17 protein-coding genes are annotated in these 19,902 nt (G+C 70.2%); 6 read left to right on the forward strand and 11 right to left on the reverse strand.

Translation table 11 applies throughout. The features are described from left to right. Positions 1–3: 3 nt before the first annotated feature. From ACXJKF_RS17725 to ACXJKF_RS17755, 7 genes are all read right to left on the reverse strand, one after another. Positions 4–1,011, reverse strand: a complete 1,008-nt coding sequence (locus ACXJKF_RS17725; RefSeq protein ID WP_456789036.1) for a TerC family protein — start codon at positions 1,009–1,011, stop codon at positions 4–6. A gap of 10 nt (positions 1,012–1,021) precedes the next feature. Next, positions 1,022–2,029, reverse strand: coding sequence for a TerC family protein (locus ACXJKF_RS17730; RefSeq protein WP_456789037.1), 1,008 nt, complete (start codon positions 2,027–2,029; stop codon positions 1,022–1,024). Between the two features lie 202 nt (positions 2,030–2,231). Then, complete coding sequence (gene uvrB, locus ACXJKF_RS17735) at positions 2,232–4,337, reverse strand: excinuclease ABC subunit UvrB (RefSeq protein WP_456789038.1); 2,106 nt, start codon at positions 4,335–4,337, stop codon at positions 2,232–2,234. A gap of 37 nt (positions 4,338–4,374) precedes the next feature. Further along, positions 4,375–5,013, reverse strand: coding sequence for a pyroglutamyl-peptidase I (gene pcp / locus ACXJKF_RS17740; RefSeq protein ID WP_456789039.1), 639 nt, complete (start codon positions 5,011–5,013; stop codon positions 4,375–4,377). Continuing rightward, positions 5,010–5,639 carry a dephospho-CoA kinase gene (coaE, locus tag ACXJKF_RS17745; protein WP_456789040.1) on the reverse strand — a complete coding sequence of 210 codons (630 nt, stop codon included), beginning with the start codon at positions 5,637–5,639 and terminating at the stop codon, positions 5,010–5,012. The genes pcp and coaE overlap by 4 nt, the downstream gene beginning before the upstream one ends. 93 nt (positions 5,640–5,732) lie before the next feature. Beyond that, positions 5,733–7,238, reverse strand: a complete 1,506-nt coding sequence (rpsA, locus tag ACXJKF_RS17750; protein WP_456789041.1) for a 30S ribosomal protein S1 — start codon at positions 7,236–7,238, stop codon at positions 5,733–5,735. Positions 7,239–7,467: 229 nt separating this feature from the next. Continuing rightward, positions 7,468–8,493 (reverse strand): 6-phosphofructokinase, encoded by a 1,026-nt coding sequence (locus tag ACXJKF_RS17755; protein WP_456789042.1) that lies wholly within the window; start codon positions 8,491–8,493, stop codon positions 7,468–7,470. A gap of 104 nt (positions 8,494–8,597) precedes the next feature. Between ACXJKF_RS17755 and ACXJKF_RS17760 the strand changes: the two genes are divergently transcribed. Next, positions 8,598–9,416 (forward strand): class I SAM-dependent methyltransferase, encoded by an 819-nt coding sequence (locus ACXJKF_RS17760; protein WP_456789043.1) that lies wholly within the window; start codon positions 8,598–8,600, stop codon positions 9,414–9,416. Positions 9,417–9,440: 24 nt separating this feature from the next. Here ACXJKF_RS17760 and ACXJKF_RS17765 read toward each other — a convergent pair whose 3' ends face one another. The 3 genes from ACXJKF_RS17765 to polA all read right to left on the reverse strand — a co-directional run bounded on the left by ACXJKF_RS17765 (position 9,441) and on the right by polA (position 14,349). Continuing rightward, complete coding sequence (locus ACXJKF_RS17765; RefSeq protein WP_456789044.1) at positions 9,441–11,102, reverse strand: solute symporter family protein; 1,662 nt, start codon at positions 11,100–11,102, stop codon at positions 9,441–9,443. After that, positions 11,099–11,449 carry a DUF485 domain-containing protein gene (locus tag ACXJKF_RS17770; protein WP_456789045.1) on the reverse strand — a complete coding sequence of 117 codons (351 nt, stop codon included), beginning with the start codon at positions 11,447–11,449 and terminating at the stop codon, positions 11,099–11,101. The genes ACXJKF_RS17765 and ACXJKF_RS17770 overlap by 4 nt, the downstream gene beginning before the upstream one ends. A 140-nt stretch (positions 11,450–11,589) precedes the next feature. Then, the gene (gene polA / locus ACXJKF_RS17775) at positions 11,590–14,349 is read right to left on the reverse strand and encodes a DNA polymerase I (RefSeq protein ID WP_456789046.1); all 2,760 of its coding nucleotides are present in this window, start codon (positions 14,347–14,349) and stop codon (positions 11,590–11,592) included. On the opposite strand from polA, the gene ACXJKF_RS17780 reads away from it, so the two are divergent. Then, positions 14,348–14,752 (forward strand): PaaI family thioesterase, encoded by a 405-nt coding sequence (locus ACXJKF_RS17780; protein WP_456789047.1) that lies wholly within the window; start codon positions 14,348–14,350, stop codon positions 14,750–14,752. The genes polA and ACXJKF_RS17780 overlap by 2 nt on opposite strands. Here the strand turns inward: ACXJKF_RS17780 and ACXJKF_RS17785 are convergent. Beyond that, on the reverse strand, positions 14,668–15,348 hold the full coding sequence (locus ACXJKF_RS17785; protein ID WP_456789048.1) for an N-acetyltransferase family protein: 681 nt from the start codon (positions 15,346–15,348) through the stop codon (positions 14,668–14,670). The genes ACXJKF_RS17780 and ACXJKF_RS17785 overlap by 85 nt on opposite strands. Positions 15,349–15,722: 374 nt before the next feature. Between ACXJKF_RS17785 and ACXJKF_RS17790 the strand changes: the two genes are divergently transcribed. The 4 genes from ACXJKF_RS17790 to ACXJKF_RS17805 all read left to right on the forward strand — a co-directional run. Further along, a complete protein-coding gene (locus ACXJKF_RS17790) occupies positions 15,723–17,168 on the forward strand; it encodes a branched-chain amino acid ABC transporter permease (RefSeq protein WP_456789049.1) in 1,446 nt (481 codons plus the stop codon). Positions 17,169–17,180: 12 nt separating this feature from the next. Beyond that, positions 17,181–18,167 (forward strand): branched-chain amino acid ABC transporter permease, encoded by a 987-nt coding sequence (locus tag ACXJKF_RS17795; RefSeq protein ID WP_456789050.1) that lies wholly within the window; start codon positions 17,181–17,183, stop codon positions 18,165–18,167. Next, a complete protein-coding gene (locus ACXJKF_RS17800; protein WP_456789051.1) occupies positions 18,157–19,089 on the forward strand; it encodes an ABC transporter ATP-binding protein in 933 nt (310 codons plus the stop codon). Before ACXJKF_RS17795 ends, ACXJKF_RS17800 begins: the two co-directional genes overlap by 11 nt. After that, on the forward strand, positions 19,086–19,902 hold an 817-nt coding region (locus ACXJKF_RS17805; RefSeq protein WP_456789052.1), incomplete at its 3' end, for an ABC transporter ATP-binding protein. The genes ACXJKF_RS17800 and ACXJKF_RS17805, both read left to right, overlap by 4 nt.

A 19,902-nucleotide genomic window follows, 5' to 3' on the forward strand; every position in this document is an offset into this window, starting at 1 on the left:
GGCTCAGTCGGTCGGTTCGCCCGCCGCGACGGCCGCACGCTCGTCGCGCCGCACCTTGAGCACGCTCGCGAGGGCGGTCACGCCGAGGATCACGACGATCGCACCGAGCGACACCCCGATCGGGATCTCGGGCGCCCACGGGACCGGCTCGCCGCCGTTGATGAACGGCACCTCGTTCTCGTGCAGCGCGTGCAGCACCAGCTTGACGCCGATGAACCCGAGCAGCACCGCGAGCCCGACGTTCAGGTACACCAGGCGCTTGAGCAGGTCGCCCAGCAGGAAGTAGAGCTGGCGCAGCCCCATGAGCGCGAACAGGTTCGCCATGAGGACCAGGTACGGCTCGCTGGTGAGCCCGAAGATCGCCGGGATCGAGTCGAACGCGAAGAGCAGGTCGGTGGCGCCCAGGGCGACCAGGACCACGAACATCGGGGTGATCAGCCTGCGCCCGCCCTCCACKACCGTGAGCTTGACGCCGTGGTACTCCTGCGTGGCGGGCAACCAGCGCTGCACCAGGCGCAGGATCAGCGGCGGGTGGAACTCGTCGTCCTCGCCCGCCTCGCCCTCGCGCCCGACCTTCCACGCCGTGTACACGAGGAACGCGCCGAACAGGTAGAACACMCAGCTGAACGCGTCGATGACCGCCGCACCCGCCCAGATGAACAACCCGCGGAACACGAGCGCCAGGATGATCCCGATGAGCAGGGCCGTCTGCTGGTACGCCTTGGGCACCGCGAACTTGCTCATGATCAGCAGGAACACGAAGAGGTTGTCGACCGACAGCGAGTACTCCGTCAGCCAGCCGGCGTAGAACTGGCCGGCGTACTCGGCGCCGTTCGTGAGCCAGATGCCGATCCCGAAGAGCACGGCCAGGCCGATGTAGAACGCCAGGTAGCGCACGCACTCGGCGGTCGACGGCACGTGCGGCCGGCGGGCGACGACGGCGACGTCGACGAGCAGCAGCGCACCGGCCAGACCGAGCGAGACGGCCCAGACAAGGGGGTCGATGTCCAACGGGGGGTCCTCAGCTCTCGGTCGACGACGCGATGTTCGCGTCGCTTCGGGTCTTCAGCAGGCTCAGCACCGTGGCCACGACGAGCGTGCCGAGGATGACGGTGAGKGACAGCCAGATGGGGATCTCGGGAGCCCACTCGACGGGCTCGCCGTTGTTGATGAACGGCAGCTCGTTCACGTGCAGGGCGTGGAGCACCAGCTTGACGCCGATGAACCCGAGGATGATCGCGAGGCCCTGCGACAGGTAGATGAGCCGCTCGAGCAGGCCGCCAATGAGGAAGTAGAGCTGGCGCAGACCCAGCAGCGCGAAGGCGTTGGCCGTGAAGACGATGTACGGCTCCTCGGTCAGGCCGTAGATCGCGGGGATCGAGTCCAGCGCGAAGAGCACGTCGGTCGACCCGATGGCCACCATCACCACGAGCATCGGCGTCAGGAACCGCTTGCCGTCGATCTTCACCGACAGGCGGTCGCCGTGGTACTCGTCCGTCGTCGGCACCACGCGCTTGAGCATCCGCACCGCTATCCCGTCGCGCTGCTCGCGGGGGTCCGGGTGGTCGGGGTCGTGGTGCTCGCGCGCCAGCTTGATGGCGGTGTAGACCAGGAAGCCACCGAAGATGTAGAAGACCCAGGAGAACTGCGCGATCGCCGCGGCGCCCGCCAGGATGAACACGGTCCGCAGGATCAGCGCGATCACCACGCCGACCAGCAGGACCTTCTGCTGGTACTCCCGCGGTACGGCGAACTTGGTCATGATGATGAGGAAGACGAACAGGTTGTCGACCGAGAGGCTCTTCTCGGTGATGTACCCCGCGAAGTACTCGGTGCCCGGTCCCCAACCCCAGACGAACCCCATCACCACGCCGAACACCAGCGCGAGGACGATGTAGAAGATCGACCAGCGCGCGGACTCCTGGAAGGTCGGAGCGTGCGGCGTGCGCACGTGCGCGAAGAAGTCGAAGAAGATCAGTCCGACGACGAAGACCGCCGTCGCTGCCCAGACCCAGCCGGACACGTCCATGCAGAAACCTCCGGTACGAGATGTGCTTCGGTACCGAAGGTCTCCCCCGCCCGCACGGTGAACCGCTGCGGACCGATCCCACCGGGCCCCGCGCTAGCAGGTCCGTGATGACGACAGGATCGTGACTGGGGTACTCCCCTTCAACGCGCGCAAGCATAAGCCACGCACGTGTCGGGCACGTGTCGTGTCCGCCCCGGCAGGCTCAGGCCGTGGCGGCCTGCATCTGCCGGAGCTCCTTCTTCATGCCCGAGATCTCGTCGCGCAGGCGTGCGGCCAGCTCGAACTGCAGCTCGCCGGCAGCCGCGTGCATCTGGTCCGAGAGCTGCTGGATGAGGTCCGCGAGCTCGCCCGCTGCCGCACCCGTGAGCCGCGTCCGCTCGTCGCGCGGCGCCCCCTTCGACCCGAACCCGGGCACCGGCGCCTTCCCGCGGCTGGCCTGCCGTCCCGCACCGCCGAGCAGCTCCGCGGTGTCGGCGTCCTCGCGGGCCAGCAGGTCGGTGATGTCGCCGATCTTCTTGCGCAGCGGGGTGGGGTCGATGCCGTTCTCGAGGTTGTAGGCCACCTGCTTCGCGCGGCGACGCGACGTCTCGTCGATGGCCTGCGCCATCCCGTCGGTGATCCGGTCCGCGTACATGTGCACCTGGCCGGAGACGTTGCGGGCAGCACGGCCGATCGTCTGGATCAGCGACCGGCCCGAGCGCAGGAAGCCTTCCTTGTCCGCGTCGAGGATGGCGACCAGCGACACCTCGGGCAGGTCGAGACCCTCGCGCAGCAGGTTGATGCCGACCAGGACGTCGTACTCGCCCATCCGCAGCTCGCGCAGGAGCTCCACGCGCCGCAGCGTGTCCACCTCGGAGTGCAGGTAGCGGACGCGGACGCCCTTCTCCAGGAAGTAGTCCGTCAGGTCCTCGGCCATCTTCTTGGTGAGCGTGGTGACGAGGACGCGCTCGTCCTTCTCCACCCGGTCGTGGATCTCCCCGAGCAGGTCGTCGATCTGCCCCGTGGTCGGCTTCACGACGACCTCGGGGTCCACCAGACCGGTCGGCCGGATGATCTGCTCGACCACCCCGTCCGAGATGGACAGCTCGTAGTTGCCGGGCGTCGCCGACAGGTAGACGGTCTGGCCGATCCGCTCGACGAACTCCTCCCACCGCAGCGGGCGGTTGTCGGTCGCGCTGGGCAGGCGGAACCCGTGGTCCACCAGCGCCCGCTTGCGCGACATGTCCCCCTCGAACATCGCCCCGATCTGCGGGACGGTCACGTGCGACTCGTCGATGACGAGCAGGAAGTCCTCGGGGAAGTAGTCGATGAGCGTGTTCGGCGCGGAGCCGGGGCTGCGCCCGTCGATGTGCCGCGAGTAGTTCTCGATCCCGGAGCACGAGCCGATCTGGCGCATCATCTCGATGTCGTACGTCGTGCGCATGCGCAGGCGCTGGGCCTCGAGCAGCTTGTTCTGCCGCTCCAGCTCCGCCAGCCGGTCCTCGAGCTCCAGCTCGATCCCGGTGATCGCCCGCTCCATGCGCTCCGGGCCCGCGACGTAGTGGGTGGCCGGGAAGATGTGCATCTGCTGCTCGGAGTGGACGACGTCACCCGTCAGCGGGTGCAGGGTGGMGATCGCCTCGATCTCATCGCCGAAGAACTCGATCCGGATGGCCAGCTCCTCGTACACCGGGATGATCTCGACGGTGTCCCCGCGGACGCGGAACGTGCCGCGCGTGAAGGCCATGTCGTTGCGGGTGTACTGCATGGTGACGAACTTGCGCAGCAGCTGGTCGCGGTCCACCTGGTCCCCGACGGACAGCGTCACCATCCGGTCGACGTACTCCTGCGGCGTGCCCAGGCCGTAGATGCAGCTCACCGAGGCCACGACGATGACGTCCCGACGGGTGAGCAGCGAGCTGGTGGCGGAGTGCCGCAGCCGCTCGACCTCGTCGTTGATCGACGAGTCCTTCTCGATGTAGGTGTCCGTCTGCGCGATGTACGCCTCGGGCTGGTAGTAGTCGTAGTACGAGACGAAGTACTCGACGGCGTTGTTGGGCAGCAGCTCCCGGAACTCCGTGGCCAGCTGCGCGGCGAGCGTCTTGTTGGGCGCCATGACGAGCGTCGGCCGCTGCACCTGCTCGATGAGCCAGGCCGTCGTCGCCGACTTGCCCGTGCCGGTGGCGCCGAGCAGGACGACGTCCTTCTCCCCCGCCTGGATCCGCGCCGTCAGCTCCTTGATCGCCTTCGGCTGGTCACCCGACGGCGTGTACTCGGAGATCACCTCGAAGGGCGCGACGGTCCGCTGGAGGTCGGTGACAGGACGCATGCCACAACCGTACGTGGCACCACTGACACCCGTGTCGTCAGGCGAGGGTCCCGGCCGACTCCCTCACGTCCGTCGTGGTCGACAGCGCGGCGCGCACTATCCCCTGCAGGGCCGCCGCGGCGTCGTCGACGGACATCGCCGGCGCGCCGAGCTCCACCTGTACCGGTGTCCGCGGCACGTGCACGAACCCGCTGCGCACCTCGGGCCGGGCGGCGAGCAGGTGCTGCAGCGCGTAGAACGTGGCGTTGCAGACGTACAGGCCCGCGGTGTTGGACACCTCGACCGGCACGCCCGCGTCCCGCACCGCCGCGGCGCACGCCTTGACGGGGAGCGTGGAGAAGAACGCGGCGGGCGCCCCCGCGATCACCGGGACGTCGACCGGCGCGGACCCGTCGACGTCGGGGATGCGGGCGTCGATCACGTTGACGGCCACGCGCTCGACGCCGACCGCGGCGCGCCCGCCTGCCTCACCGACGCACACGACCAGGTCGGGCTCGAGCTCGGCGATCGCGACGCGCAGCTGGTGCCGGGCGCCGCGGAAGGACACCGGGAGCTCGCGCACGACGAGCTCCGCCGGACCGGTCCACCGCGAGGCGACCTCCTGCACGGCGAGCGACGACGCGTTGACGGCCTGACCGTCGAACGGACCGAAGCCCGTGAGCAGGACCCGCGTCACGGGGTCTCGGCGGCGAGCTCGTCGGCGCGCTCCACGGACAGCCGGTCCCAGAGCTCGTCCACCTGCGCGCGCAGGTCCTCGTCGCTGCCCGTCCCGTCGAGGACCACGTCCGCAACCGCGAGGCGCGCGTCGTCGGTCGCCTGCGCGGACACGCGTGCCTCCGCCTCGAGCCGGTCCATGCCGCGCAGCCGCACCAGCCGCTCGACGCGCAGCACCGCGGGGGTGTGCACGACGACGAGGACGTGGAACGCGTCCGCCTGGCCGGTCTCGACCAGCAACGGGATGTCGTGCACGACCACGGCGCCGTGGTCCGTCGTCGCGGACGCAGCCTCACGCTCGGCGGAGAGCCGACGGACGATCGGGTGCACGATGCCGTCGAGCCGAGCACGTGCCGCCTCGTCGGCGAACACGATCGAGGCGAGGGCCGCGCGGTCCAGGGATCCGTCCCCGGCGAGGACGCCCCGGCCGAACTCGTCGACCACGGCGTCCAGCCCCGCCGAGCCGGGCGCGACCGCCTCCCGTGCCAGGACGTCGGAGTCGATCACCACCGCCCCGAGCTCCGCCAGTCGCCGTGCCGCGACGGACTTGSCGGCCGCGATCCCGCCTGTCAGACCGATGCGTTGCATCTGCCCATCCTGCCCTGCTCCCACGTCAGGCACAGCCCGGGGACGCCGATGGCCGGCCACCTCGGAAGGTGACCGGCCATCGAGCGGGTGGGTTCAGTTACCCGTGAGCTTCTCGCGCAGAGCGGCGAGCGCCTCGTCGGACGCGAGCGTGCCCGCGGCCTCCTCGGTGGACGACGAGTACGACGACGGCACCGGGCCGGCCGACGAGCTCGACGACGAGGACGAAGCCGTCGCACCCTCGGCGGCGCCGCTGGCGGCCTCCGCGTCGGCCTTCGCGGCGTCGGCGACCTGCTTGCGGTGCGCCTCCCAGCGCTCGTGGGCCTGCGCGTACTGCGCCTCCCACACCTCGCGCTGAGCCTCGAAGCCCTCGAGCCACTCGTTCGTGGCCGGGTCGAAGCCCTCGGGGTACTTGTAGTTGCCGGCCTCGTCGTACTCCGCCGCCATGCCGTAGAGCGCGGGGTCGAAGTCCTCGCTGGCCGGGTCGAAGCCCTCGTTCGCCTGCTTGAGCGACAGCGAGATGCGGCGACGCTCCAGGTCGATGTCGATGACCTTGACGAAGACGTCGTCGCCGACCTGGACGACCTGCTCCGGGATCTCGACGTGGCGCACGGCCAGCTCCGAGATGTGCACCAGGCCCTCGATGCCGTCCTCGACGCGCACGAACGCACCGAACGGAACCAGCTTGGTGACCTTGCCGGGGACGACCTGGCCGATGGCGTGCGTGCGGGCGAAGGCCTGCCACGGGTCCTCCTGCGTCGCCTTCAGCGACAGGGAGACACGCTCGCGGTCGAAGTCGACGTCGAGAACCTCGACGGTGACCTCCTGGCCGACCTCGACGACCTCGGACGGGTGGTCGATGTGCTTCCAGGACAGCTCGGAGACGTGCACGAGCCCGTCCAYGCCACCCAGGTCCACGAACGCACCGAAGTTGACGATCGAGGACACGACACCGGGGCGGACCTGGCCCTTCTGCAGCGTCTGCAGGAAGGTGGAGCGCACCTCGGACTGCGTCTGCTCGAGCCAGGCACGGCGCGACAGGACCACGTTGTTGCGGTTCTTGTCGAGCTCGATGATCTTGGCCTCGATCTCCTTGCCGACGTACGGCTGGAGGTCGCGGACACGACGCATCTCCACCAGCGACGCGGGCAGGAAGCCGCGCAGCCCGATGTCGAGGATGAGGCCGCCCTTGACGACCTCGATGACGGTGCCGGTGACGACGCCGTCCTCTTCCTTGATCTTCTCGATCGTGCCCCAGGCGCGCTCGTACTGTGCGCGCTTCTTGGACAGGATCAGCCGGCCTTCCTTGTCCTCCTTCTGGAGAACGAGGGCCTCGACTGCGTCGCCGACCTTGACAACCTCACCGGGGTCCACGTCGTGCTTGATGGACAGCTCACGGGAGGGGATGACGCCCTCGGTCTTGTAACCGATGTCGAGCAGGACCTCGTCGCGGTCGACCTTGACGATGGTGCCCTCGACGATGTCGCCATCGTTGAAGTACTTGATGGTGGCGTCGATCGCGGCGAGGAAGTCCTCGGCCGAGCCGATGTCGTTGATCGCGACCTGCGGGGTGGCGGGCTTCGCGGGGGTGGTGATGCTCATGTAGGGATGGGCTCCGATGCGGACAGGGAAGTTGTGAGGACTGAACGTGTGTGCCGGCGGCACGTGACATGCATGGTGGTGACCACGATCCGTGGGGACGCCCCCGGTCGGCACGGAGGCCGACCACGTGCGAGCAGCACGCGTGGGTATCGCCGACGCAAGAAGGCGCGCGGCACCGCCGTCTACCCTATCGGGGTGACGATGGGCAGGTCAAAGCCGATCCCACTGATCAGGCGAGGGCCCGCGCCACCGCGAGCAGCTCGTCGGGCACGAACTTGACCTTGCCCGCCACCTCGCTGAGCGGCACCATCTCCACGCGTTCCCCGCGCAGCGCGGTCATGACGTTCGACTGCCCGCCGCTGGCGGCGTCGATCGCCGCGACGCCGAAGCGCGAGCCGAGGATCCGGTCGACGTGCGTCGGGATGCCCCCGCGCTGCACGTGCCCGAGGACGACCACACGCGTGTCGAACCCCGTGCGCCGCTCGATCTCGGCCTTGAGCCGCTCGCCGATGGCCCCGGCGACGATGTCGCCGAACTTCCCGACCGGCGTCTCGTAGTCCATCGACGTCCCCTCGGCGGGGATCGCACCCTCGGCGACGACGATGATCGAGAAGCTGGCGTGCGCGCGGTGGCGGTGCTTGAGGAACCGCTCGATCTTGTCGATGTCGAACGGCGCCTCGGGGACGAGGACGAGCTCCGCTCCCCCGGCGATGCCGGACGTCGCGGCGATCCAGCCCGCGTGCCGGCCCATGACCTCGACGATCATCACCCGGTTGTGGCTCTCCGCGGTGGTGTGGATCCGGTCGATGGCCTCCGTCGCGATCGCCACGGCGGTGTCGAAGCCGATGGACTGGTCCGTGCCCCAGACGTCGTTGTCGATCGTCTTGGGGATGGCCACGATCCGCACGCCCGCCTCGGCGACCTTGCTGGCCGCGTGCAGCGTGCCGTCACCGCCGATGCAGATGAGCGCCTCGATCCGCTCCGACTCCAGCGTGGACAGGACCGCGTCCAGCCCGCCGTCCGACGCGTGCGGGTGGTAGCGCGCGGTCCCGAGGAGCGTGCCGCCCACGGCGAGCTGGTTGCGGATGTGCTGGCGGGTGAGCGGGAGGCTGAACCCGTCGACGACGCCACGCCAGCCGTTCCGGAACCCGATGACCGTGTGCCCGTACTCACCCTCACCGCGCTTGACGACGGCGCGGATCGCGGCATTCAGGCCGGGGACGTCGCCGCCGCCCGTGAGCAGACCGACTCGCACGCTGGCACTCCTTGATCGCGGGGGCAGGGATCGGAGCGCATCGTCGGGCTGCCGTGGGCCCAGCGTATCGGCGCGCACGGGCCGTGGGAGGGGACACTGGTCCTGTGTCTGACGATCCCCTGGCCGAGGCCGGCTACCTCGACGTACCGGCATCGGCCGGCGGCGCGGCGGGCCGTCGCTGGTGGGACGCCAACGCGGACGAGTACCTCGACGAGCACGGCACGTTCCTCGGGCCGGCGGACTTCTGCTGGTGCCCCGAAGGGCTGCGGGAGAAGGACGCCCGCCTCCTCGGCGACCTGTCCGGCCGCCGCGTGCTGGAGGTCGGTGCCGGGGCGGCGCAGTGCGCGCGGTGGCTCGTCGGCGAGGGCGTCGACGTCGTCGCGACGGACGTGTCCGGCGGGATGCTCGAGGCGGGCGCGCGCTACGACGCCGCCCTCGGTCGTGCGACACCGCTGGTCCAGGCGGATGCCCGCGTGCTGCCGTTCGCCGACGGCTCGTTCGACGTCGCCTTCACCGCGTTCGGCGCGCTCCCGTTCGTCCCCGATGCCGACCGCGTGCACGCCGAGGTCGCCCGCGTCCTGCGTCCCGGCGGCCGGTGGGTGTTCGCCGTGACCCACCCCGTCCGCTGGGCGTTCCCCGACGACCCCGGCGAGGCCGGTCTCACCGCGACGCGCTCGTACTTCGACCGGACGCCCTACGCGGAGCTCGGGGAGTCGGGCGGCGTCCTGTACGCCGAGTACCACCGGACGCTCGGGGACCACGTCTCCGAGCTGGTCGCGGCCGGGTTCGTCCTCGACCGGCTCGTCGAGCCCGAGTGGCCCGCCGGGCACGACCGGACCTGGGGCGGGTGGGGGCCCGTCCGCGGGGCGCGGTTGCCCGGCACGGCGATATTCGTGACGCACCTCGGGCGGCCACCCGTCTGAGAGTGGCCGCCCGAGATCAGGTCGTCAGTGCGCGACCGTCGCCTTCTCGGAGCCGGCGCCGGTCAGGGACCGGACCTCCATCTCCGCGTACTTCTCGGGGCTGCTCCCGTCCTTGCTGAGGAACGTGCCGAGGATGCCGAGCAGGAACGCGAGCGGGATCGAGATCAGGCCCGGGTTCTCCAGCGGGATGATCGCGAAGTCGACGTCCGTGTTCTTGATCATCGACAGGCTCGCGCCCGTGACCGGGTCGACCTTGCCCGACACGACCGGCGAGAACGTGATGAGCACCAGGCAGGAGATCAGCCCGCCGTACATGCTCCACAACGCACCCGAGGTGTTGAACCTCTTCCAGAACAGCGAGTAGAGGATCGTCGGGAGGTTGGCGCTCGCGGCGACCGCGAAGGCCAGCGCGACGAGGAACGCCACGTTCTGACCGTTGGCGAAGATGCCGCCGATGATCGCCAGGATCCCGATGACCACCACCGTGATCCGCGCGACCCGCACCTCGCCGTCGGGCTTGACCTCGCCGTGCTTGATCACCGAGGCGTAGATGTCGTGCGCGAACGACGCCGCCGCCGTGATCGTCAGGCCGGCAACCACCGCGAGGATCGTGGCGAACGCGACCGCCGAGATGAGGCCGAGCAGGATCGTGCCGCCCAGCTCGAAGGCCAGCAGCGGGGCCGCGGAGTTCACGCCGCCCGGTGCCGCCTTGATCGCCTCCGGACCGACCAGCGCCGCGGCGCCGTAACCGAGCACGAGCGTGAACAGGTAGAAGATCCCGATCAGCCAGATCGCCCAGACCACCGAGCGGCGCGCCTCCTTGGCCGTCGGGACCGTGTAGAAACGCATGAGCACGTGCGGCAGACCGGCGGTGCCGAGCACCAGCGCGAGGGCGAGCGAGAGGAAGTTGAGCTGGCTCATCGTGCTGACGCCGTACTGCTTGCCGGGCTCGATGACCGCCTCGCCGCCCTCACCGGCCATGTCGATGGCGCCCTGCAGGAGGTCGGAGAAGTTGAAGCCGAACTGAGCCAGGACCCAGATCGTCATCACGGCCGCGCCGGCGATCAGCAGCACCGCCTTGATGATCTGCACCCAGGTGGTGCCCTTCATGCCGCCCACCAGGACGTACAGGATCATCAACGCGCCCACGACCGCGATCACGATCCCCTGGGCGAAGGCGCCGTCGACGCCGAGCAGGAGCGCCACCAGGCCGCCTGCGCCTGCCATCTGGGCGAGCAGGTAGAAGAAGACGACCGTCAGGGTCGCCAGCGCCGCGGCCATGCGGACCGGGCGCTGCTTGAGCCGGAAGGACAGGACGTCGGCCATGGTGAAGCGACCGGTGTTGCGCAGCAGCTCCGCGACGAGAAGGAGGGCGACGAGCCACGCGACCAGGAAGCCGATCGAGTACAGGAAGCCGTCGTACCCGTTGACCGCGATCGCGCCGCAGATACCGAGGAACGATGCTGCCGACAGGTAGTCGCCCGCGATCGCGGTGCCGTTCTGGGGGCCGGTGAACGAGCGGCCGGCCGCGTAGTAGTCCGCGGCCGTCTTGTTGTTCCGCGAGGCGCGGAACACGATCACGAGGGTGATGGCGACGAAGCCGCCGAAGATGGCGATGTTGACCCACGGGTTGCCGATGTCCTCGGTCTCCGCGGCGCGCAGCAGGCCGCTCAGCGAGGCGCTCATGCGCGACCACCGTCCAGCGGGTCACCGTTCTCGATGTGCAGACGGAGCTGTTCGGCCACCGGGTCCTGCCGGTTGTTGGCCCACCGCGCGTAGATCATCGTGATCGCGAACGTGCTGACGAACTGGCCCAGCCCGAGCAGCAGCCCGACGTTGACGTTGCCCCAGACCTTGGTGGACATGAAGTCGTGGGCGTAGTCGGCGAGCAGGACGTACAGGAAGTACCAGGACAGGAAGAACGCCGTCATGGGGAAGACGAAGCGACGGAACCGGCGCTTGAGCGCCTGGAACTCCTCGCTGTTCTGCACGCGTTGGTAATCGGTCTCAGGTTCTCCGACGGTGTCGGTCATCAGCGCCTCCCGGGTGGGGATGTCAGTGGCTCCGTCGCCACTGTGTGCCCGACACTGTGGCGTAGATCACCCCAAAGCGCACCCGAAACTTCCGACCAACTTGTCGATACCCAGGCAATTCCCGCGATCGGGCGACAGACTCAGTGCCCGGCGTCGTGCCAGGAGGCCCCTGCGCCGACCGTGACGTCGAGCGGCACGTCGAGCGGGCCGTCCGTGGCCGCGTCCCCGGCGGCGCCCATCTGCTCCCGCACGAGGGCCTCCAGCTCGACCCGCTCCCCCGGCGCCACCTCGAGAACGAGCTCGTCGTGCACCTGCAGGAGCACGCGCGACCCCAGCCCGCGGCGGGTCAGCTCGCGGTCGACGCCGAGCATGGCCACCTTGATCAGGTCCGCGGCGCTGCCCTGGATCGGCGCGTTGAGGGCCATCCGCTCCGCCATCTCGCGACGCTGCCGGTTGTCGCTCGTCAGGTCGGGCAGGTACCGCCGACGACCCAGGATCGTGGCCGTGTACCCGGTCTGCCGCGCGACGTCGACGACACCCGTGAGGTAGTCACGCACGCCGCCGAACCGCGAGAAGTAGTCCTGCATGAGCACGGCGGCCTCGGACACCTCGATCGAGAGCTGCTGCGAGAGCCCGAACGGCGACAACCCGTAGGCCAGGCCGTAGCTCATCGCCTTGATCTTGGACCGCATGGCCGGGGTGACCTCGTCCGTGGGCACGCCGAACACGCGCGAGCCGACGTAGCTGTGCAGGTCCTCGCCCGAGCGGAAGGCCTCGATCAGGCCCTCGTCGCCCGAGAGGTGCGCCATGATCCGCATCTCGATCTGCGAGTAGTCGGCGGTCAGCAGCGTCTCGTAGCCGTTGCCGACCACGAACGCGCGCCGGATCTGCCGGCCCGCCTCGGTGCGGATCGGGATGTTCTGCAGGTTCGGGTCCGCCGACGACAGCCGCCCGGTCGCCGCGATCGTCTGCTGGAACGTGGTGTGGATGCGACCGTCCGGGGCGACGGACCGCAGCAGACCCTCGACCGTCTGGCGCAGGCGGATGGCGTCGCGGTGCGCGAGCAGGTGCTCGAGGAACGGGTGCTGCGTCCGCGCGAACAGGTCCGTGAGCGCGGCCGCGTCCGTGGTGTAGCCCGTCTTGATCTTCTTGGTCTTCGGCATGCCGAGCTGGTCGAACAGCACCTCCTGGAGCTGCTTCGGGGAACCGAGGTTCACCTCGCGACCGATCACCGCGTACGCCTCGGCGGCCGCGTTCTGCACCTGGCCGTCGAACGACTTCTCCAGGCTCGACAGGTAGCCCGAGTCGATCGCGATGCCCGTGCGCTCCATGCGCGCCAGCACGTCGACCAACGGCAGCTCGAGGTTCTCCAGCAGACCGGTKGCGCCACGGTCGGACAGCTCACCGCTGAGCACCTCCGCGAGGTCCCGGACCGCCGCAGCCCGCACGGCGGCCCGTCGGCCCTCGTCGGTGCCGTCCAGCTCGAGGTCGAGGGCACCCTGCCCGCTGCTGGACACCTCGTCGGCACCCAGCTCGCGGTGCAGGTAGCCGATCGCGAGGTCGGTCAGGTCGTAGGCGCGCCGGTCGGGCTGGCAGAGGTACGCCGCGAGCTCGGTGTCCAGCACGACGCCCGCGATCGGCAGCCCACGCCCGGTCAGCGCGTGCCACGCCTCCTTGGACGCGTGCACGATCTTGGGGGCGGCCGGGTCAGCGAGCCACGCCGCCAGTGCGGCCTCGTCCGCCGGCTGGATCTCCTGCAKGTCGAAGGACGCCGCCTGGCCGTCGGGGTCCGCCAGCGCGATCCCCCACGCGTCACCGCTGGCGGGCGCTCCCGAGCCGCGCACGTCGACACCCAGCGCCCGTCCCGTCCGGGCGTCGAGCCACCCGGCGAGCTCGCCGGCGCCGAGCACCGTGTGGTCGATCTGGGCCGCCGCGACCGTCCCGGGTCCCTCGCCGTTCTCGTCGGGCAGCATCGCGAACAGGCGGTCACGGATGGCCCGGAACTCCAGCTCCTCCAGGATCGCGTGCAGGGCGGGCCGGTCCCACGGCCGCGCCGCGAGGTCCTCGGGGCCCAGCGGCAGCTCCAGGTCCGTGAGCAGCGCGTTCAGCTGGCGGTTGAGGCGCACCTGGTCGAGGTTGTCCCGCAGCGACTCCCCCGCCTTGCCCGGCACCTGGTCCGCGGAGTCGAGGATCCCCTGGAGCCCGTCGTACTGCCCGATCCACTTGGCGGCCGTCTTCGGGCCGACCCCGGGGATGCCCGGCAGGTTGTCGCTGGACTCCCCGACGAGCGCCGCGAGGTCCGGGTAGCGGTGCGGCGGCACGCCGTACTTCGCCTCGACGGCGGCCGGGGTCATGCGCGCGAGCTCGGAGACCCCCTTGACGGGGTACAGCACCGTCACGTCCTCGTTGACCAGCTGGAGCGCGTCGCGGTCGCCGGTGCAGATGAGGACCTGCATCCCCTGCGCCCGCGCCTGGACGGACAGCGTGGCCAGGATGTCGTCGGCCTCGAACTGCGGCTTGCTCAGCGACGGGATGTGCATGGTCTCCAGGACCCGCTCGATCACCGCCACCTGCCCCTTGAACGGTGCGGGCGTCGCGTCCCGGTTGCCCTTGTAGGCCTCGTAGACCTCGGTCCGGAAGGTGGTCCGGCCGGCGTCGAACGCGACGGCGACGTGCGTCGGCTCCTCGTCGCGCAGCAGGTTCGCGATCATCGAGAAGAACCCGAAGACGGCGTTCGTGGGCTCGCCCGCCGAGGTGGCGAACTTGTCCACCGGGAGCGCGAAGAACGCCCGGTAGGCCATCGAGTGACCGTCGATCAGGAGAAGTCGGGCAGGCGTTCCGGGGGTGGCCGGCGGAACCGCTGGCAGTGCGTCGCTCACGGGTGCCAACCTATCTGCCATGTCCGACACGACCCCACCGGTCCCCCAGTACGCAGGCACCCTCATCGAGCGCATGGGCATCGAGGTGATCGAGGCGTCCGCGCAGCGCGTCGTCGGCACCATGCCCGTGGCGGGGAACACCCAGCCCTACGGCCTGCTGCACGGAGGCGCGTCCGCCGTCCTGGCAGAGACGCTCGGGTCGATCGCGGCGATGGCCCATGCCGGCGAGGGGCGGGCCGCGGTCGGGATCGAGCTCAACGCGACGCACCATCGCTCCGCGCGCTCCGGCATCGTCACCGGGACCGCGACGGCGCTGCACCTCGGTGGGCGCCTGGCGACCTACCAGGTGGTGGTCGAGGACGAGGACGGCCGACCGGTCTGCACCGCGCGGCTGACCTGCATGGTGATCGACGCCCGGCCCTGATCCGCACCGGATGCCCGCGCAGGCGTCGCCGGGTCGTCGACCACAGGCTGGCGCGCGGCGCGGGCCTGGCGACGCCGGGCGATGAGGTCCTCGAGCCCGCGCGGGCCGGAGCGGCGCACCGATGCCCCGGCGTGCCCGTGCCCCTGCTCGTGCGTGAGCTTGCGCTGCAGGGCTGCCGTCGTGACCACCCGGTGGGACGCTGCGGGCGCGAAGCCCAGCCGCGCCAGGAACCTCTGCATCCCGCGCGCCCCGGGCAGGGGTGAGGAGTACATCTCGGTCGCGCCCGCCTCGTCCGCGACCGTGGTCGCGCCCACCAGCAGCGCGTGCCCCAGACCCCTGCGGCGCGCCGCAGGAAGGACGTAGACAGCCTCGATGTCGAGGCTCACCAGGTCGGTGAAGGGACCGGGTCCGACGACCCGGGCCAGCAGCAGGCCGGCGGGCTCGTCGTCGAGCAGGGCCACCAGGACACGTCCGCCGCGCGCAGCCAGGAGCGCTCCCAACTGGTCTCGGAGGCGGTCGGCGTCGTCGGTGCACAGCTGAGCGCCAACCGCGGCCTCCCGCCGCGCAGCGAGGCAGAGCGCGACGAGGCTCTCCATGTCGCCCGGTAGGGCTTCGCGGACCTGCACTCCGAGTCGCACGGCAGCAGTACCTCCAGACGGGACGAGGGGGATCCGGTCAGGATGACGCATCGCCCGGTTCGGGGATGGCGCCGTCCTCGATCATGGACCAGCCTGGTGCGACAGGCTAGTCCTGGGGCATCGCTCATCCGAATGACAGGCGTGCAATCTGGACGTACGACCAGAAAACTCCGACACGCGGTCGATCTTCGGCCCCGAGGTCTCGCGTTCACGAAATGAACGCGACACAATCCCTGCCTATCGTCCTGCCACCCGGCAGACGTCGAACGTGTGCGGCAACGACGCCGTAGCGCACGACACGCCACACCCGAACAGACGGACGGAGGTCCCAGGTGCGATCAGCCGTCCTGGACCCCGGCGGCACCACCATGCCGCCACTTGCCCGACGCGTCGCCGCCCTGCTCCTGCTCGCCCTGGCGTCCATCACCCTGCTGCTCGTCGCCACCCCTGCGCGCGCGCAGGGCCCCGTCGCATCGGCCACGGCCGCGTGCGTCGCGGACGCCGCGACCGGATGCATCGTCGGCACGCTGCGCACGGCGGACGGACAACCCGTCGTCGGCGCCGCCCTGAGCATCGTCGGACCCGAGGGTGACCTCACCGCCACGAGCGACGCGACCGGCCGCTGGTCGGTCGCCGTCACCGAGCCCGGGGAGTACGAGGTCACGCTCGACGTCGCCACGATCCCCGCCGGCGAGTCGCTGCGTGACCCCGCCAACAACCCGCGCACCGTCACGGTGGGCCTGGGGGCGTCGGCGGCCGCGCTGTTCCCGCTCGGCGCTCCCGCCGGCGGTGGCGGTGGCGATGACACGGGCGACGAGCCGAGCGGCTCGCCGACCACCGACGCCGAGGACGGTGCCGCGGTCCCCACGACCCAGGGCTCCACCGGTTCCGGTGTCACCTCCGCGCGCGTCGCCCAGCTCACCGTCAACGGTCTGGTGTTCGGCACGCTCCTCGCACTGGCGAGCGTCGGACTCTCCCTGATCTACGGCACGACGGGCCTGAGCAACTTCGCGCACGGCGAGCAGGTGTCGCTCGGCGGCATCCTCGCCTACGTCGGCACGCAGCTGGTCGGCCTGCCGCTCATCCCGTCGGCGATCATCGCGGTCGTGCTCGGCGCGGCCACCGGGTGGCTGCAGGACGCCGGGCTGTGGAAGCCGCTGCGGCGTCGAGGCGTCGGGATGATCCAGCAGATGATCGTGACGATCGGTCTGTCGATGGCCATCTCGTACGTCTTCCAGTTCTTCTTCGGCGCCGGCCCGCTGCGCATCGTCACGGACACCCCCACGTCCGTGGCCCTCGGCCCGGTCCGGATCACGACGACGACGCTCTGGTCGATGGCGATCGCGGCCATCGTGCTCGGCGGGGTCGCCTACTTCCTGCTCGGCACCCGGGCAGGACGTGCCACCCGCGCGGTCGCGGACAACCCGGCGCTGGCCGCCGCGTCCGGCATCTCGGTGAACGGCATGATCCGGATCGTCTGGACGCTCGGGGCCGGTCTGGCCGCGCTCGGCGGCGTCCTCATCGGCCTCTACTTCGGCGCGACGTCCTGGTACTCGGGCGGCGCGCTCCTGCTGCTGATGTTCGCCGCGGTGACGCTCGGTGGCCTCGGGGCCGCCTTCGGTGCGCTCGCCGGCTCGATCGTGATCGGCCTGGTGGTCGAGATCTCGAGCCTCTGGATCCCGACGGACATGCGGTACGCGTCCGCGCTCGTGATCCTCATCCTCGTCCTGCTGGTACGACCGCAGGGCATCCTCGGCCGAGCGACGCGCGTCGGATAACGGAGACCCCTCATGGACTGGACACGCATCCTCACCAACGTCGCGGGCGAGTTCTTCGCCCCGACGACCGCCGCCTACGCGCTCGCCGCGGTCGGGCTCAACATCCACTTCGGCCTGACGGGCCTGCTCAACATGGGCCAGGCAGGCTTCATGCTGCTCGGCGCCTACGGCTTCGCCATCGCGACGATCGCCGGCTGGCCGCTGTGGGCCGCGGTCCTCATCGCCATCGCGGCGGCGACGATCTTCGCGCTCATCCTCGGCATCCCGACCCTGAAGCTGCGCGGTGACTACCTCGCGATCGTGACGATCGCCGCGGCGGAGATCGTCCGCCTCGTCGGCCGCTCGACCGCTCTCACGGAGCTCACGGGCGCCTCGAGCGGTCTGCGCGGCAACCAGTACAAGGACACGTTCCAGGACGCGTCACCGTTCGACGACGGCAACTGGGCCCTCGGCCCGTTCGAGTACGCCGTGAACGCGTCGAACAGCTGGTGGATCCGGATCGTCGGCTGGGTCGTCGTCGGACTCGCCTGCTGGCTCGTCTGGCTCCTCATCCGCAGCCCGTGGGGCCGCGTGCTCAAGGGCATCCGGGAGGACGAGGACGCCGTGCGCTCCCTCGGCAAGAACGTCTACAGCTACAAGATGCAGGCGCTCGTGCTCGGTGGCGTCATCGGTTCCCTGGCCGGGATCCTCTACGTGCTGCCCCGAGCGGTCCAACCCGACTCCATGGGCAGGTCCATGACGTTCTTCATCTGGACGATCCTGCTGCTGGGTGGGGCGGCGACCGTGTTCGGCCCGGTGCTCGGCTCGATCATCTTCTGGGCGGTCCTCGCCCTGGTGAAGCTGACGCTGCGCGACGTCGTGCCCACCACGATCCTGCGCAGCGAGCAGATCGAGCAGTTCGGCTGGATCATCGTGGGAGTCGCCCTGATGCTGCTGATCATCTTCCGACCACAAGGCATCCTCGGCGACAAGAAGGAGCTGGCGATCAATGCCCACTGAGCCCTCGCCCGCCACCGTCGACGCCCGCGCGGCAGTCGCGGCCGCCCTCAAGGACGTCCCGCACGTCCCCGGCGCACCCAAGCCCGACCCGGTGCTCATCGCCGACGACGTCCGCCGGATGTTCGGTGGCGTCAACGCCGTCGACGTCGACCACGTCGAGGTGCAGCGCGGAGCCATCACAGCCCTCATCGGGCCCAACGGCGCCGGCAAGACGACGTTCTTCAACCTGCTGACCGGGTTCGACAAGCCCAACAGCGGGAAGTGGACGTTCGACGGCCGGTCGCTCGGCGGCGTCGCAGCCGCCCGGGTGGCACGCGCCGGGATGGTCCGCACCTTYCAGCTCACCAAGGCCCTCAACCGCATGACCGTCATGGAGAACATGCGGCTCGGCGCCACGTCCCAGCCGGGCGAGAACCTGTTCGCCGCGCTCGTGCCCGCGGTGTGGCGCCCGCGGGAGAAGGCGATCACGGAGCAGGCGGAGGAGCTCCTCGCGCGCTTCAAGCTTGACACCAAGCGCGACGACTTCGCCGGCAGCCTGTCCGGCGGTCAGCGCAAGCTGCTCGAGATGGCCCGCGCCCTCATGGCGAAGCCGCAGATGATCATGCTCGACGAGCCCATGGCCGGCGTGAACCCCGCGCTGACCCAGTCGCTCCTCGGCCACATCCAGGCGCTGCGCGACGACGGTACGACCGTCCTGTTCGTCGAGCACGACATGCACATGGTCCGGCACATCTCGGACTGGGTGATCGTCATGACGGAGGGCCGGATCGTGGCCGAGGGTCCGCCCGACTCGGTGATGAACAACCCGGCGGTGATCGAYGCGTACCTCGGGGCGCACCACGACACCGACCTCGGCGACGACGCCCTGCTGGACGACGCCGTGCTCGAGCAGCTGCGCACCGAGGAGGAGGAGGCACGATGAGCGAGGAGGCGATGGACGCGGTCACCCGCGACGACCACGGGACTCCCGCGGGCACGACATCGGTCGCGCTCGGCGACAGGGCGGGCCTGCACCGCGGGGCACCGACCGGTGAGCCCCTGCTCGCCGCGACGGACCTGGTGGCCGGTTACCTGCCCGGGGTGAACATCCTCAACGGGTGCGACCTCGTCCTGCACCCCGGCGAGCTCATCGGGATCATCGGCCCGAACGGCGCCGGCAAGTCGACCCTGCTCAAGGCCCTGTTCGGGCTGGTCAACGTCCGGTCCGGCTCGGTCACGCTGGGCGGCGAGGACATCACCAACCTGCGCGCGGACCACCTGGTCCAGCGCGGCGTCGGCTTCGTCCCGCAGAACAACAACGTGTTCCCCTCGCTCACGATCGAGGAGAACCTGCAGATGGGCGCGTTCCAGGCGCCGAGGAAGTTCGCGGAGCGGTTCGCGTTCGTCGCGGACCTCTTCCCGACCCTCGCGGAGCGGCGCCGGCAGCGGGCCGGCTCGCTGTCGGGCGGTGAGCGTCAGATGGTCGCGATGGCCCGGGCGCTCATGATGGAGCCGTCGGTCCTGCTGCTGGACGAGCCCTCCGCGGGCCTGTCCCCGGTGAAGCAGGACGAGACGTTCCTGCGGACGCGCAAGATCAATAAGGCCGGTGTGTCCGTCGTGATCGTCGAGCAGAACGCACGTCGCGCCCTGCAGATCTGCGACCGCGGCTACGTGCTCGACCAGGGCCGCAACGCCTACTCGGGCCCCGGTCGCCAGCTCATGCACGACCCCAAGGTGATCGAGCTCTACCTGGGCA

The organism is Cellulomonas sp. P5_C5 (genome assembly GCF_054049655.1).

Excerpts from the sequence above, each read along its gene's own strand:
- ACXJKF_RS17780 (WP_456789047.1), top strand. The coding sequence starts at position 14,348 with ATGTCCGACACGACCCCACCGGTCCCCCAGTACGCAGGCACCCTCATC.
- ACXJKF_RS17785 (WP_456789048.1), bottom strand. The coding sequence starts at position 15,348 with ATGGAGAGCCTCGTCGCGCTCTGCCTCGCTGCGCGGCGGGAGGCCGCG.
- ACXJKF_RS17795 (WP_456789050.1), top strand. The coding sequence starts at position 17,181 with ATGGACTGGACACGCATCCTCACCAACGTCGCGGGCGAGTTCTTCGCC.
- ACXJKF_RS17770 (WP_456789045.1), bottom strand. The coding sequence starts at position 11,449 with ATGACCGACACCGTCGGAGAACCTGAGACCGATTACCAACGCGTGCAG.
- ACXJKF_RS17765 (WP_456789044.1), bottom strand. The coding sequence starts at position 11,102 with ATGAGCGCCTCGCTGAGCGGCCTGCTGCGCGCCGCGGAGACCGAGGAC.